At 60.4% G+C, this 14,475-nt stretch carries 13 protein-coding genes and 1 other annotated feature; of the genes, 6 read left to right on the top strand and 7 right to left on the bottom strand.

The features are described 5' to 3' along the window. Positions 1-1,207 precede the first annotated feature (1,207 nt). Positions 1,208-2,719, bottom strand: coding sequence for a CobW family GTP-binding protein (locus tag GXP70_RS25370; RefSeq protein ID WP_162359385.1), 1,512 nt, complete (start codon positions 2,717-2,719; stop codon positions 1,208-1,210). Between the two features lie 146 nt (positions 2,720-2,865). Here GXP70_RS25370 and GXP70_RS25365 point away from each other — a divergent pair, with 146 nt between their 5' ends. Next, positions 2,866-4,113, top strand: a complete 1,248-nt coding sequence (locus GXP70_RS25365; protein WP_225442549.1) for a CobW family GTP-binding protein — start codon at positions 2,866-2,868, stop codon at positions 4,111-4,113. A gap of 90 nt (positions 4,114-4,203) precedes the next feature. Further along, positions 4,204-4,710 (top strand): hypothetical protein, encoded by a 507-nt coding sequence (locus GXP70_RS25360; protein ID WP_162359383.1) that lies wholly within the window; start codon positions 4,204-4,206, stop codon positions 4,708-4,710. Positions 4,711-4,930: 220 nt separating this feature from the next. Here the strand turns inward: GXP70_RS25360 and GXP70_RS25355 are convergent, their stop codons facing one another. Continuing rightward, a complete protein-coding gene (locus GXP70_RS25355; protein ID WP_162359382.1) occupies positions 4,931-5,212 on the bottom strand; it encodes a chorismate mutase in 282 nt (93 codons plus the stop codon). Between the two features lie 218 nt (positions 5,213-5,430). After that, a complete protein-coding gene (locus GXP70_RS25350) occupies positions 5,431-6,543 on the bottom strand; it encodes an undecaprenyldiphospho-muramoylpentapeptide beta-N-acetylglucosaminyltransferase (RefSeq protein ID WP_162359381.1) in 1,113 nt (370 codons plus the stop codon). A gap of 72 nt (positions 6,544-6,615) precedes the next feature. Here GXP70_RS25350 and GXP70_RS30115 point away from each other — a divergent pair, with 72 nt between their 5' ends. Both GXP70_RS30115 and GXP70_RS25345 read left to right on the top strand, forming a co-directional pair. Then, on the top strand, positions 6,616-6,741 hold the full coding sequence (locus GXP70_RS30115; protein WP_263864046.1) for a hypothetical protein: 126 nt from the start codon (positions 6,616-6,618) through the stop codon (positions 6,739-6,741). Positions 6,742-6,762: 21 nt separating this feature from the next. Next, the gene (locus tag GXP70_RS25345) at positions 6,763-7,137 is read left to right on the top strand and encodes an SgcJ/EcaC family oxidoreductase (protein WP_162359380.1); all 375 of its coding nucleotides are present in this window, start codon (positions 6,763-6,765) and stop codon (positions 7,135-7,137) included. A 201-nt stretch (positions 7,138-7,338) separates the two neighbouring features. Here GXP70_RS25345 and trpS read toward each other — a convergent pair whose 3' ends face one another. The 3 genes from trpS to GXP70_RS25330 all read right to left on the bottom strand — a co-directional run bounded on the left by trpS (position 7,339) and on the right by GXP70_RS25330 (position 11,562). Beyond that, positions 7,339-8,325, bottom strand: coding sequence for a tryptophan--tRNA ligase (trpS, locus tag GXP70_RS25340; RefSeq protein ID WP_162359379.1), 987 nt, complete (start codon positions 8,323-8,325; stop codon positions 7,339-7,341). Positions 8,326-8,384: 59 nt separating this feature from the next. Beyond that, positions 8,385-8,665, bottom strand: a binding site (T-box leader). Between the two features lie 84 nt (positions 8,666-8,749). Next, a complete protein-coding gene (locus GXP70_RS25335; protein ID WP_162359378.1) occupies positions 8,750-10,303 on the bottom strand; it encodes an MDR family MFS transporter in 1,554 nt (517 codons plus the stop codon). A 233-nt stretch (positions 10,304-10,536) separates the two neighbouring features. Beyond that, on the bottom strand, positions 10,537-11,562 hold the full coding sequence (locus tag GXP70_RS25330; RefSeq protein ID WP_162359377.1) for a nitroreductase family protein: 1,026 nt from the start codon (positions 11,560-11,562) through the stop codon (positions 10,537-10,539). A 32-nt stretch (positions 11,563-11,594) separates the two neighbouring features. On the opposite strand from GXP70_RS25330, the gene GXP70_RS30110 reads away from it, so the two are divergent. Beyond that, positions 11,595-11,717 (top strand): hypothetical protein, encoded by a 123-nt coding sequence (locus GXP70_RS30110; protein ID WP_263864045.1) that lies wholly within the window; start codon positions 11,595-11,597, stop codon positions 11,715-11,717. Between the two features lie 271 nt (positions 11,718-11,988). Here the strand turns inward: GXP70_RS30110 and GXP70_RS25325 are convergent, their stop codons facing one another. After that, positions 11,989-12,903, bottom strand: a complete 915-nt coding sequence (locus tag GXP70_RS25325; protein WP_162359376.1) for an ornithine carbamoyltransferase — start codon at positions 12,901-12,903, stop codon at positions 11,989-11,991. Between the two features lie 294 nt (positions 12,904-13,197). Here GXP70_RS25325 and GXP70_RS25320 point away from each other — a divergent pair, with 294 nt between their 5' ends. Beyond that, on the top strand, positions 13,198-14,472 hold the full coding sequence (locus GXP70_RS25320) for an ABC transporter substrate-binding protein (protein ID WP_162359375.1): 1,275 nt from the start codon (positions 13,198-13,200) through the stop codon (positions 14,470-14,472). The last annotated feature ends 3 nt before the right edge of the window (positions 14,473-14,475 follow it).

Raw genomic sequence — 14,475 nt, 5'->3', positions numbered from 1 at the left:
GGCAGCTGCCCCGTAAAAGTTGCTGTTGCGGCAGGAATATGGGCCCGGAGGCGGCGTCTAGCCCGGAAAAGCTGCCATGGGAGCAGGAATTCAGGCGCGTAAGCGGCAGCTGACCCGTAAAATTTGCTGTTGCGGCAGGAATGTGGGCCCGGAGGCGGCATCTGGCCCGGGAAAGTTGCCTTGGGAGCAGGAATTCAGGCGCGTAAGCGGCAGCTGCCCCGTAAAAGTTGCTGTTGCGGCAGGAATGTGGGCCCGGAGGCGGCATCTAGCCCGGGAAAGCTGCCCGTAGGCAGAAATTCGGGTCCGAATACGGTGTCTGAACCGGAAAAGCTGCCAGTGGGAAGGAATTCGGGCTCGTAAGCAGCATCTGGCCCGGAAAAGCTGCCATGGGAGCAGGAATTCAGGCTCGTAAGCGGCAGCTGCCCCGTAAAAGTTGCTGTTGCGGCAGGAATGTGGGCCCGGAGGCGGCGTCTGGCCCGGAAAAGCTGCCCGTAGGCAGAAATTCGGGTCCGAATACGGTGTCTGAACCGGAAAAGCTGCCAGTGGGAAGGAATTCGGGCTCGAAAGCAGCATCTGGCCCGGAAAAGCTGCCATGGGAGCAGGAATTCAGGCGCGTAAGCGGCAGCTGCCCCGTAAAAGTTGCTGTTGCGGCAGGAATGTGGGCCCGGAGGCGGCATCTAGCCCGGAAAAGCTGCCATGGGAGCAGGAAATCAGGCGCGTAAGCGGCAGCTGCCCCGTAAAAGTTGCTGTTGCGGCAGGAATGTGGGCCCGGAGGCGGCATCTGGCCCGGAAAAGCTGCCATGGGAGCAGGAAATCAGGCGCGTAAGCGGCAGCTGCCCCGTAAAAGTTGCTGTTGCGGCAGGAATGTGGGCCCGGAGGCGGCATCTAGCCCGGAAAAGCTGCCATGGGAGCAGGAAATCAGGCTCGTAAGCGGCAGCTGCCCCGTAAAAGTTGCTGTTGCGGCAGGAATGTGGGCCCGGAGGCGGCGTCTGACTCGCAAAAAAGCTGCCTGTGGGCAGAAATTCGTGTCCGAAGACGGCGTCTGGCTCGTAAAAATTGCCGAGGCGGCAGGAATTCCGGTCCGAAAACGGCAACGAGCCCCGAAAAGCTGCCGTAAGGCAGGAATTCGGGGCCAGATACTGTATCGGACCTCAATAAAGCTGCTGCATGGGAGCATTTCGCTGCACGAAGAGGCGGAGGCCTCTTTTTACTTGCGGATGAGACGAGCCCACTCTTGCTTGATTTTGGTTTCGTCCAAGTCAATGCCGATCATGACGAAATACGGTGCGCCTTCGTACGCGCTGGGCGACCATTCGATCCGTTTGCCGGCAAGCTGGAATAGTAACGGTGCGCCGTCTTTGCCGAAAGGCATGTAGCCTTTGGCGCGCAGGCAGCCGTTGCCGCGCCCACTGACGAATGCCTCGAACTGGCGGCGGGTAATGTCGGCTTCCGGGTCGAGGTAGACAGCGGCCGTCCGGATGCGCGAGAACGAGCCCGGCGACGCGACCACGCTTGCGCTGGCGCCTGCATGGCTCGCCGTCCCGCTCGCCGAGCCCCCCGCGGAGCGAGCGAACCCGCCGCTCGGCGCCGCCGAAGCCGCTCGGCCGCCGTCCGTCCCGCTCGCCGCGCCCCCCGCGGAGCGAGCGAATCCGCCATTCGGCGCCGCCGAAGCCGCCCGGCCGCCGCTCGCCGTCCCGCTCGCCGAGCCCCCCGCGGAGCGAGCGAACCCGCCGCTCGGCGCCGCCGAAGCCGCTCGGCCGCCGTCCGTTCCGCTCGCCGAGCCCCCCGCGGAGCGAGCGAACCCGCCGCTCGGCGCCGCCGAAGCCGCTCGGCCGCCGCCGTCCGTCCCGCTCGCCGAGCCCCCCGCGGAGCGAGCGAACCCGCCGCTCGGCCCCGCCGAAGCCGCCTGGCTGCTGCTGCCGGCCGTCCCGGCATTCACGCGCACGCTCGGCGTGCCGGGAGCAGCGCCTGCCGCCGCGATTCGCGCGCCGCCAACGGCAGGCGCCCCGGCGGCCCCGCCGGCCGGTGCCGGACGAACGGCCGAGGCGGCGAGCCGCGTCCCGGAGACGGCGGGCTGCCGCCGGCCGGCCGATGCCGCGATGCCTTCCAGAATGAGCGAGGCATCGAACTCGCAGCGCACCGCGCTGACGAACAAGGCGGAGCCGTTGCGGTCCTCGATCAGCTTGCGTACTTTGTCGGCGGTGCGGTCGGAGATCAGATCGGCCTTGTTGGCGATGATGATATCGGCCACCTCGATTTGACGGCGAAGCGTCCGGATCAGCTCCCGGTCCGAGGAGAAAATGCTGTTATAATCAAGCGTATGTTCCGCGTCAATCACCGTCACGATGCGGTGCAGCGCGACTTTGCCGATGATGGACGGGTCGGTCATCGCCTCCACGATCTCCTCCGGATTCGCCACCCCGGTCAGCTCCATGACAATGACGTCCGGCTGCATCAGCGCAAGCCGTTCCAGACATTGGGCAAGCTCGCCTTTCTTGCTGCAGCAGAGGCAGCCTTCCGTAATGCGCTCCATCAGCTGATAGGCGGACTCGCTGCTGACCAGCGTCCCGTCGACGTCGACCGCGCCGATCTCGTTCATGAGCACGGACGCGCGCAAACCGCTCGACTTGGCCTGCTGCAGCAGCCTGAGCAGCAGGGTCGTTTTGCCGCTGCCGAGAAAACCGCTCAGGACAACTACAGGTATCGCTCGTTGCTCCATGTTGGCCATCTCCCCCCTCCAAGGTCCACATTCAAAGAACAATATGCGGCCGAGCGCGGATTTAACACCATTTCCGACGCGACTGTTAAAATCCGGCGGGGAACGGTATAATGGTGCCAGTTTATTTAAGAGAGAGGAAGAAGAGTATGACCATGCCAGGCGGAGAACCGACGAACGCAACGAACGCAGCCAATGCAACGAATGCAACGAACGAACCGCAAGCTTCGAGCTCGGCGTATGCGGCTAACCGGGAAGACCGCGCGGTCGCGGTGCACCTGCTGTCCGGATTTCTGGGAAGCGGCAAGACGACGCTGCTCAATCAGGTCGTCGATTACTATAAAGCGCAGGATATCAAAGTCGCCATCATTATGAACGAGCTTGGCGACGTCAACTTGGACGGGCAGTTCATCGAGGGCGACGTGCCGATGGCCGAAATGCTCGGCGGCTGCATCTGCTGCACGATCCGCAGCGATCTCGGCATCGAGCTGAAGGAGCTGATCGAGGAGCATCGGCCGGACGTCGTGCTGATCGAATCGACCGGCGCCGCGAATCCGATGGAAATCATCGACGCCGTAACGGAAGCCGCGCTGCTCATGCGCATCGACCTGCGCACGATCGCGACCGTCGTCGACGGACCGGAGCTGCTCGCGCGCAGCAAGCGCGGAGGCCGTACGTTCAAGCTGATGCAGGATCAGATCCGCTGCGCGACCGATTTGATCGTGAATAAGGCGGACAAGCTGGCGCCGGAGGAGCTCGTCGAGGTCCAGCAGCTCGCGCGGGAGCTGAACGCGTTCGCCCCGCTTACGGTGACGGTGCGCAGCGTCATCGATCTCGCGATCTTCGATCCGACTCACGCGGTGAAGCCGGGCGCGGCGCCTGCGGCCGCAGACGGATCGGCCCATGCCGAACGAGCGCATCCATCCGGCCGCGAATGCGGCCCCGGCTGCAATCACGGAGACCACGATCACGGTCATGGTCACGCCCACGAGCATCATGTTCATGACCATCATGCTCACGATCACGACCATGCTCACGACCACGGCGATGCCCACGACCATGGCGATGCTCACGATCACGACCATACTCACGATCACGCTCACCACGCGCATGAATCGCATGCGCATGTCATGACGCTGACGCACTATTTTGCCGGACCGATCGACAGCCACGACTTTGAAGAGCTGCTGAACGGACTGCCGCAGGACGTGTACCGCGCCAAGGGCATCGTCACGTTCTCGGACACGAACAGCCGGTTTCTGTTCCAGTTCGCCTACCGCGAGACGGAGTTTATCCGGATTACGCCGCAGGGCGAGGTGCATGACGTGGCGGTGTTCATCGGGGAGCATTTCAATAAGGAGGCGCTGCAGCAGAGGCTCGCGGAACTGGAGAAATAACGATTGGCGAATGTTGGATAAAATGTTCCGAGGGTGGACAAGCTACCACAGAATGGGTCGAAGCATGGCCCGCGAAGGGAGCTGATTGAGTTGAAAACACCATCATGGCGCAAGCAAATCGCTGCGCTTGGAACGGCAGCCGCGCTGCTGTTGACCGCATTGCCCGTCTACGCCCAGGCGGCGACGCCTTCTTCCGAACAGCTGCAGGCACAGCATGAGCAGGAGCGTGACCATTGGCGCTTCGGCGGCGGCCATGGCCATAAGAGCGAGGTGCGCAAAGCCCGCAAGCTGGAGCTGATGCAGGAAGCGGCACAGTATTTCGGCATTGCGACGGAAGGCAAATCCGCCGAGCAGCTGCACAAGGAGCTGAAGGCCGCCCGCGAGGCGAATCCCGCCAAGTGGGAGAAATTCAAAGCCGAGAAGAAAGCGCAGCGCCTGGCGCGCCTTCAGGAAACGGCGAAACGGCTTGGCATTGCGACGGAAGGCAAGTCCGCCAAACAGCTGCACGATGAAATTCGCGAGCTGTGCAAGAACCGCATGATCAAGCAGAAGGAATACAAGCCTTCGGCGGAAGCGAAGCCGCAATCCCGTTCCTGATACGAGGGATGTCCACATAACGGCAGTCCCGACAATAAGCAAGCTGAAGCAGAAGCGGCAGCGTGCGCGAGCGGTTCGACCGTTCGGTACGCTGCCGTTTTTTGGTTTTCCGCAGACGCAGACGCAGTCGCCCGGGCTGGCGCTTAGAATGAAGAAGGCCGTCCCGAAGTCTAGTTTCGGAACGGCCTTGGATACGGGCTGCGCCGCTTGCGGCGCGCGATTACTTGGATACCGATCGCAGCTCGCGGTGCCTGGAGATAACGAGATCCATCAGGTGGCGGAAAATAGCTGCCGCGTACTCCGGGTTCAAGCCTTGCTCTTGCGCGTACTGCGCGATTTTCTGAAACTGCTGCGCTTCCCTGGACGGATCTTGAGCGGGCAGGCCATGCTGGTCCTTGTAGATGCCGACCTCTTCCGTGCAGTTGAACCGCCGGGCCAACAGCGCAACCAGCTGCCGGTCGATATCGTCGATGTTCGTTCTCAGTTCAGTCAAATCAGCCATGTAATGCACTCCTCATCGAATTTCGCGCTTAGACGCTTCTACGTAATAAAGGATGATCCATTCAGATTACCACAAGACTACGCAGGCTGTAAACGGATGGGATTGCCAATTGGCGGGAAAAGAAAACAAAGCCGGCGGGCCGCTGTTCGCCAGACGACGGCCCGGCCGTGCTGTACCGTGACCGCTAGTGCGGCGCCGATACATGAACAATCGCAACGCTAGCGCAGGCTGTTCTCGCGGATCAGCACCGCGATGGCGTCTGCCGCCGAAGCGCCGCCGCCATGCTCGCGCATGCGGGCGCGGATGGCTTCGCGGTCGGCATACAGACGGCCAAGCGCCGCCAGGAACGCCTCGTCCGTCAATTCTTCCTCTTGAAGCACCTCGCAGAAGCCCGCTTTCCGGAACGATTCCGCATTCAGAATTTGATCGCCCCGGCTCGCGTTCCTGGATAACGGAACGAGCAGCATCGGCTTGCGCATCGCCAGAAATTCGAAGATCGAATTGGAGCCCGCGCGCGAAATGACGATTTCCGCACAAGCGACGAGATCGGGCAGCTCGTCGTGCACGTATTCGTATTGACGATAGCCTTTGACGCCGCTGCAGCTCTCGTCGAGCTCGCCTTTGCCGCACAGATGAATGATTTGGTACGTTTGCGTAAGCCGCGGCAGGTTGCGCCGAACGGCGCCGTTGATGCTCTTCGCTCCGAGGCTTCCGCCCATGATGAGCAGCACCGGCTTGCCCGGGAGCAGCTTGCTCCACTGCAAGCCTTGCAGGGCGTTGCCGCGCAGCAGCTCGCTGCGGACGACGGGGCCGATATGGACGGCCTTGCCGCCTTTGATGACGGACGCCGTCTCGCCGAACGTCACGCATACTTTGCGGGCGAACGGATTCGCGATCCGGTTCGCAAGGCCCGGCGTCAAATCCGATTCATGGATGATGACCGGCACGCGGTTCAGCCATGCGCCGAGCACGACGGGGACGGACACGAAGCCGCCTTTGGAGAAGACGACGTCGGGACGCAGCTTCCGAATGAGCCGGTAGGCTTGATAGACGCCTTTCACGACGCGGAACGGATCCTTCACGTTCTGCAGATCGACGTAACGGCGCAGCTTGCCCGTCGAGATGCCGTAATACGCGACATCGTCCAGCCTGCCGATGAGCTGTTTCTCGATGCCGTCGCTGGAGCCCATGTACATGGCGTTCCAGCCTTGGGACTGGAGGAGCGGGATGAGCGCGAGATTGACGCTGACATGTCCCGCGGATCCGCCGCCGGTGAACAGAATCCGGCGCGGTTTCTCGCCTTGCGGGCGAGGCGAGGCTGCATTTGGCATGATCGGTTCTCCTTGTTAAAATCGGTTCTATAAGCGTATCACAAAACGCCTTGCGAATGGGAGCGATGAACAATGTCCATATCGGAATCGGATGACATCATTCAACAATATGCGGAGCTGCGGCGGGCGCATGACGAAATCGTGCAGCCGGATGAATGGGAAGTCGTCCGTCTTTACCGGGATATGCTGAATGGCTGAAACGCGCGCAGCGCGGAGCGAATGGCCGCCCCGTTCGCGGCCGATGGCGAGCTGATCGGTTTCGACGGGAGCGAGGCTGCCGGCAGGCAGGGCATTCACGATCATGCCGTCCCGATCTTCGCGCATCACAAGACGCCGCGCTATGTCGCGATCGTCCAAGCCGTGAAGCTGCTTACGCCGGAAGCGGCGATACTGCGCGCTTATTCCGGGCTCGTGCCGGAGGGGGCGGCGGACATCGATCCGAAGCTGAACGCCCAGCACGCGCTGACAGCCGTGAAGCGGGAGGGCAAGTGGGCCATCGCGCTATTTCAGAACACGCCGGCGCAGTTTCATATGGATCCTGAGCGGGGAGCGTCGATGACGGAAGCGCTGCGCAAACTGCTGCAGACGCAGTAGCCGGTGCCGACAATCAGGCAATCAAGCAAGGCGCACCGCCCGGAATCGCTGGATTTCCGGGCGGTGCGCCTGTTGTCGTTCTCGTCATGCTCATCGTTCGCGTCAAGCTCGTCGTTCGCGCCATGCTCATAGCTCGCGCCATGCTCATAGCTCGCGCCATGCTCATCGTTCCCGCCAAAGCTCATGGCATCGGCATTTTCTTCAATCGAGCGTGAGCAGTCCCATGGCGGCTTTGGCATTCCGCAGCGTTGCGCTTGCGCTTGCTGCGGCTTTCTCCGCCCCGTTCCGCAGAATCGTCAGCAGCTCATCCGACGCGATAATCTCGCCAAACCGGCGCTGAATAGGCGTCAGCACCGCGATGACCGCATCGGCGATATCCTGCTTGAAGGGCCCGTAGCCGACGCCGCGATACCGCTGCTCGATAGCCGCTGCGCTCTCGCCCGCGACAACCGCGTAAATCTCGATCAGGTTGCTGATCTCCGGCTTCCGCTCCCAGTCGTACCGCACGATTCCTTCGGAGTCCGTCACGGCACGCCCGATTTTCTTGCGGATATCTTCCGGACTGTCCTCGAGCAGAATATAGCTGTTTCGGTTCGGGTTGCTCTTGCTCATCTTCTTGGCGGGATCGTCCAGGCCCATGATGCGCGAGCCGATAGACGGGATGATCGGTTCGGGAATCGCGAACGTCGTCCCGAAGCGGTTGTTGAACCGCTGCGCCAAGTCCCGGGTCAGCTCCAAATGCTGCTTCTGGTCGTCGCCGACGGGAACATGCGTCGCCTGATGCAGCAGGATATCCGCGGCCATGAGCACGGGATACGTGAACAGCGCCGAGCTGACCGTGTCCTTGCCATGCGATTTCTCCTTGAACTGCGTCATCCGTCCGAGCTCGCCGAAATGCGCCTGCGTCTCCAGCAGCCAGCCGAGCTCGGCATGGGCGGCGACATGGGACTGGATGAAGATCGTCGCCTGCTTGGGATCGATGCCCGCCGCGATGTAGTATGCGGCGATTTCCTTGGAGCGCCGATTCAGCAGCCTCGGGTCCTGCGGCACCGTTACGGCATGCAGATCCGGCACGAAGAAATAACAGTCGTATTCCTTCTGCATGGCCAGAAATTGATGCAGCGCGCCGCCGTAACCCCCGATATTCATTTCGCCGCTTGGTTTGATGCCCGATAGTACGCGTTTCATACAACAGCCTCCCCGAAATTCGAATGGTGGACCAATGAAAAAGGACACCCCATCCCCAAAAAGGGGACGAAGTGCCGGACTCCGCGGTGCCACCCGAATTCGGCCTGAGCAGGCCGCGCTCTAACATGTCACGACGACTAACATGCTTCCCCGAGGTAACGGAGGGAATGGCCGTCAACGCCTACTGCCGAAGTGAAGGCAACAAGAGCATGCCTGCACCCAGGTTCGGATTGAAGCGAACGGAGCCATTCCTGCAGCTCGACAGTACCGGACCTTTCACCGATCGCCGGCTCGCTTTGACTGTCGCAGCGGCAGTACTCTTTCCGTTCATTGCTTTGAACGTATTTTATTCTGGAAATGGTTAGCAACTACTATAGTACGGTATCGTCCGCGAGTCAAGGGGGATTCGGCCGGCAGCGCCGATTTACTTGACGGCGGCGGCGGTGCCTGCGCCGGCCGCAGGTCCGTCTTGCGCGGCATCCCCGTCTTGCGTGTCCTCCCGTTTCTGCAGCACTTCCTTCTTCAAGAACCAGCAGGCGGCGAAAGCGACGATGACGAACACGAACGAGATGGAGAAAATATGCCGGAACGCTTCCGAGAAGACCGTCTGCACGCGAATGAGCAGCTCGTGCGGCAGGCCTGCCGGAATGCCGCCGGTCGCGATGTTGCCGGCGGTGCCTTCAGGCAGCTGATCCGCCATGCCTTTGACGCCTAGGTTGATATTCCGCGCCAATAGGCTGCCGAACACGCTGAGTCCGATTGTCGCACCGAGCGACTGGAACAGCTGCACGGTGCCGAGCGCCGAGCCGCTGTCGGCTTTGTCGACGGATTCCTGCACGATAAGGTTGTCGCTGCCGAACAAGACGCCGATGCCGAGACCGAGAATGAAGAACGTCGCGATGACATAGAGGACGCTCGTGCCGACGCCGATTTGCGTCAGCAGGTAGAAACCGACGATCGGCAGCAGGAAGCAGACGATGAACAAGTTGCGGTACGGCACCTTGGTGATGAGGAAGCCGTTCACGATACTGGACGGAATCGCGCCGGCCATGAAGGCGAGCATCAGATAGCCGGATGCCGTGGGCGTCAGTCCCATGACGTTCTGGGCGAAGAACGGAAACGTCGCGATGCCGCCCATGATGCCGAGCATGAGAATAAAGACGATGCAGGACAGGACGACGACCGACCGGTGGCGGAACAGGCGCAGCGGAATGATCGGCTCCTTCGCCCGGCGTTCGATGAAGATGAACAGGCCGGCGAGCACCGCGGACAATGCCAGCATCCCGATAATGACGGGCGACGACCAGGACATGCCTTCGTTGTCGATGAGCACCGGGGTCAGCAGCAAGGACAGCAGGGCGGCGATGAGCGTGCCGGCGCCGGTCCAGTCGATCGCTTTCTTCTCGAGTCCGCGCGATTCGCGCATGCCGATCGCAAGCACGGAAGCGGCGAGCAGCCCGACCGGAATGTTAATCAGGAACACCCAATGCCAGTTGACGTGGCCGACCATGTAACCGCCGACCGTCGGGCCGAGCAATTGGGGCAAAATCATCAGCGGACCGAATAAGCTCTGGATCTTCGCCCGCTGCTCCAGCGGATACGTGTCTCCGATGATGACGAGCGCAAGCGGCATGAGCCCGCCAGCGCCGATGCCTTGAATGCCGCGTCCGACGAGCAGCATCGTCATGGAGTCGGCCAAGCCGCTTACGACGGAGCCGGCCATGAACAGCGCCATGCAGCTCAAGTACACGCGTTTGCGGCCGAACAGATCGGCGAGCTTGCCGAGAATCGGCATGAACATCGTGGCGGCGAGCATGTAGACGCCCGCGACCCAGCCGTAGAGCGATAGCCCGTGCAGCTCGCGGATAATGGTCGGCATGGCCGTCGATACGACCGTTTCGTCCAGCTCGGCGAAAATCAAGCCGAGCATCAGGCCCGCAAGCACGAGCCTTTTGTTCGTCGTGTTCGTTTGAATCATTGCGTAATCTCTCCCGTCTTTGGTAACTGTCCTGATTATAGGTCATCGCGCGAAGAAGGAAATCGTTCGCGGGACCGAGCCGGGCGACGTCCATAGGGCGGAGACGGATGGCAGGCTGCGGCCGGAGGCGCGGGCTTCCCGCGCCTCCGCGCAGCTTTGTCCATGCAGTTACCGTTCATGCGTTTCCTTCCGGGGCGCTGCTGCACTGCTGCTTGACAAGCGCGGCTGCGCCTTTATAGATGCGTGATGTTTAATGGCGGGAGAGCCGGAGAGCTATTGGAATAACGAACGTTCTCCTCCGGCCCCAGCTCCAGCACCGCCGCGATTCGTTCCTGCGGCCGGATCCCGAAAGTCCCGCGCTGTTCCTGATCGTCGATCCATGACGGGATCATGCGGCGCACATGCCATGGCTTGGACTTGGCCAGCAATTGAAAGTTCTGGATCAAGCAGCATACCGCCGCAAAATCCTCTTCCTGCTTATGGGGATCGGATTCCTCCTTGGCGACGATCAGAAGACGCGCTATCGAAGCATCATCGGATGAGGCGGGCCGCGTAGCAGCCGTTTCGCCGCCGGCCGCATAGATAAAGCGCCACGGTTCCCGCAGTCCGTCGTTCGGCGCCCAGGCGGCCTCGTTCAGCAGCTCCAGCAGGCTTGGCGATGAAATGCGCAGGCGATCCGAATGCGGTCCGCCGTTCCCGCCGAGCGCGGTCCAATTCTTGTCCGCCGGCGTTCTCTTCCGGGCTCTTGGCGCTTTCTCGAAGCGGCCGACGTGCAAAATACCGGCAAATCGTTCCCCTTCCCGCAAGCCGATTTCCTTATATAAGGACTCGCTTGCAATCAGGGGATCCGTGTACCACAGCATGCCCAGTCCGGATTCCCAGCCGAGCAGCTGAAAGCACTGCATGATGCTGCGGACGGCGGCATAATGCTCGTCGCTCTGCCGCCGGCTGTCGGCGGATGCGGCAATGAAGACCAAATGAACAGGCGTGGTTGTGACTTGTTTGGTGAGAAGATCAATCATTTTGGCGGGAAGGAGCTTCCCGAGCTTGCTCGCCGTTATCTTGGCAAACATGCTCTCGGCCAGTCTTTGGCGAGCTCCCGCCGTGCTGTAGTGCAAACAGCGCCAGTGCGGCGTTCCGTCGGCTTCGTACAAGCCTATCGCCTTGTTCAGCAAGGAAACGATCAATTCTTGCGCGATCGGCGTCGGTTTGAATTTCCGGATGGTTCTGCGTTCTCTTATCGTCGTGGAAACATTCACAGGATTCTTTCTCGGAATCGGAGCTGCAGGCGATGCTGAAATTCATGCAAACAATGATCGACCAGCAAGACAACATCGTGAAGGGAACGGAAGGGCTTAACGGGCTGGCCCGAGTGACGGTCCTCCGAATCGAACGGCGTTTCTCCAATCGATGAAGATCCTCACGAATGACGCTTCTCCGGTCGAGCGAAGTTCCTCAAGGTGAATGTCGCTTCTCCGGTCGGGCAATCCTCGGGTAACGCCTCCCCCATTTTTTACACTCCGTTTCAGCGCTAATATATCAATCGAGAGCCGCAGGTTTGCCTGTCCGATCGGCAGGCCAGGCGGACCAACGACAAAAGGCGCCGCCGGACTCCATTCCGGTGACGCGATTTTGCAGGTTGGCGACAGCTATTTCACCTTATGCTTCTCCGGGCCGGCGCCCGCTCAATTGCCCTGCAGATAGAGCAGCAGCGCTTTCTGCGCGTGCATCCGGTTCTCGGCCTGCTGGTAGATGATCGATCCGGCGGATTCGATCAGCTCTTCCTCGATCTCGAAACCGGGGTGAATGGGCATGTCATGCATAATGTATGGCGTGCTGCCGTTCAGCGCTTTGCGGTTCAGCTGATAAGGCAGCATCGTCTGCATCCGGAAATCCTTGACCGCCTCGTAGTCCGCATTGTGGAAATGCTCCATGTCGACCCAGGTGTCCGTGTAGACATAGTCGGACTGGGCGGCCGCTTCGGTTAACGAGTCCATTCTCGTCACGAGCCCGCTGCCGATGGCGCGGTCCATCAGAAGGCCGTCCCATGAAGCTTCGTTGACGATCGGCGTGACGAGCTGCAGGCGAATGCCGAGCGTGACGCAGCCGGCGATCAGGGAATTGGCGACATTGTTCAGGATGCCGACATAGGTGACCGTAATGCCTTCGAACGTGCCCGATACCTCGTAGATCGTCATCAGATCGGCCAGCGCCTGACACGGATGGTAGCGGTCGCAGCAGCCGTTGATGACCGGCACCGTCGCATACGCGGCAAGCTCCTGCAGATCGGCGTGCTTCTTCAACCGGGCCACGATGAAATCGCAGTTGCGCGACGCATAACGGGCTTCGTACCGGATGGGGGAGATGCTGAAATTGCTCGACTGCCAATCCATCGCTACTGTATAGCCGCCCATTTGGTTAATACCGGATTGGAAGCTCAGGTTCGTGCGGGTCGATGTTTTCTGAAATAGCAGCAGCGCGCCTTTCCGGTCGCAGGCGGTGGCGTAGCGTTCGGGATGCCGCTTGATATCAATGCCGGTCTGGATAATATGCATCAGATCATCGCGGTTCAATTCTTGCATCGATAGAAAATGGTTCAATTCGGGCACCTCGCAGTTATGAATAATTATTCATTTTATTGATATTAATATTCATAATAAACAATAGAAATGCTGGTGTCAATGACGTTACAATAAATAAATATGCAGAATTGCAGGGGGGGAATCCTTCATTCGGAAAGGCGTCGATGCGGCTGGCCGACGTCGGCCGAACAACCAAAATAAATGTCCATGGATGGTTAATTTTTCATTGACAATGAGAATCATTATCGACTAATATAGTCCTTGTAATCATAATTGATATTGATTCTCATTATCGTTCAGGGGGCTGGTATTGTGTTTTCGAAAGTTCTATCTCGCGGTGTATTGGCGGCAGCGGTGCTGCTGGCACCGGCGGCAAGTTTCAGTGCGGGCCATACGGCCGAGGCGGCAAGCTCGTCCGTGAAAGTAACGTTGGACGGGAAATCGCTCTCGCTCGACGCGGCGCCTACAATCGTCAACGGCCGCACGCTCGTTCCGTACAGCGGCATCGTAAGCGCGCTCGGCGGCAAAGCAAGCTGGGATGCGAAGAATAAAACCGTATCCGCTGTCCAAGGCAGCACCACCGTCAAGCTGACGGTCGGTTCCCGCACGGCTTACATAAACGGTTCCTCCAAGTCGCTCGAGGCCGCTCCGGTTCTCATCAGCGGCAAAACGTACGTGCCGCTGCGCCTCGTATCCGAAGCGTTCGGCAAATGGGTTTCTTACAGCTCCGCTTCGTCGACGGTTGCGATCAGCAGCACGTTGACCGTGAATACGAGCACGGGCCCGTTCACGCTTAAGAAGAAGCCGCAGCGCATCGTCACGCTGTCGTCGTCCGATACGGAAATCATCTACGCGCTCGGCAGTACCGTCGTCGGCCGTTCGACTGCGCTCGGCACCGTATATCCGCCGGCGGCGGCTTCCGTTCCGGAAGTCGGCAGCACGCACGGCATCGAGTTCGAGAAGCTGGCGGCGTTGAAACCCGATCTCGTCATCGCCAGCCCGTCGCTCAAGTCGCAGCAGGCGACGATCGAGAAGCTCGGCACGCAAGTGATGTTCAACTCGCATAATACGTTTACGGAAATTCAAGCTTCCATCCGGTTGTACGGCAAAGTGCTCGGCCAAGAAACGAAAGCCGAACAGCTGATCAAGCAAATGAATACTGACGTTTCCTCGCTTAAGAAGCCGGGCACGGCACCGAAGACGCTGATCGTCTACGGCGCGCCAGGCAGCTTCGTAGTCGCGCTGCCGTCGAGCTATCCGGGCAATTTCCTGGAGCTTGCGGGCGGCAAGAACGTTGCGTCCGGTTTCAAAGCATTGGCCGAAATGCCGCAATACGCGGATCTCAGCCTGGAACGGATCATCGCGGCCAACCCGGATTTGATTCTGTTTATTGCGCACGGCGACGCGGATGAAGTGAAAGCGAGCTTCAAGAAACAATTCGAGACGAATCCGGCTTGGAAGAGCTTGTCGGCCGTGAAGAACGACCGCTTCGAAGTGCTGCCTTCGGATTTGTTCGCCGCGAACCCGGGGCTGCGGGCGCCGCAGGCGGTTCAGGCCATCAACAAATTGCTGCTGCAGGTGAACTAATTC

The organism is Paenibacillus lycopersici, from assembly GCF_010119935.1.
In the GTDB taxonomy this organism is placed as follows: domain Bacteria; phylum Bacillota; class Bacilli; order Paenibacillales; family Paenibacillaceae; genus Paenibacillus_Z; species Paenibacillus_Z lycopersici.
The sequence above is the reverse complement of the archived record's forward strand: the minus strand, read 5'-3'. Positions and strand labels throughout refer to the sequence as shown.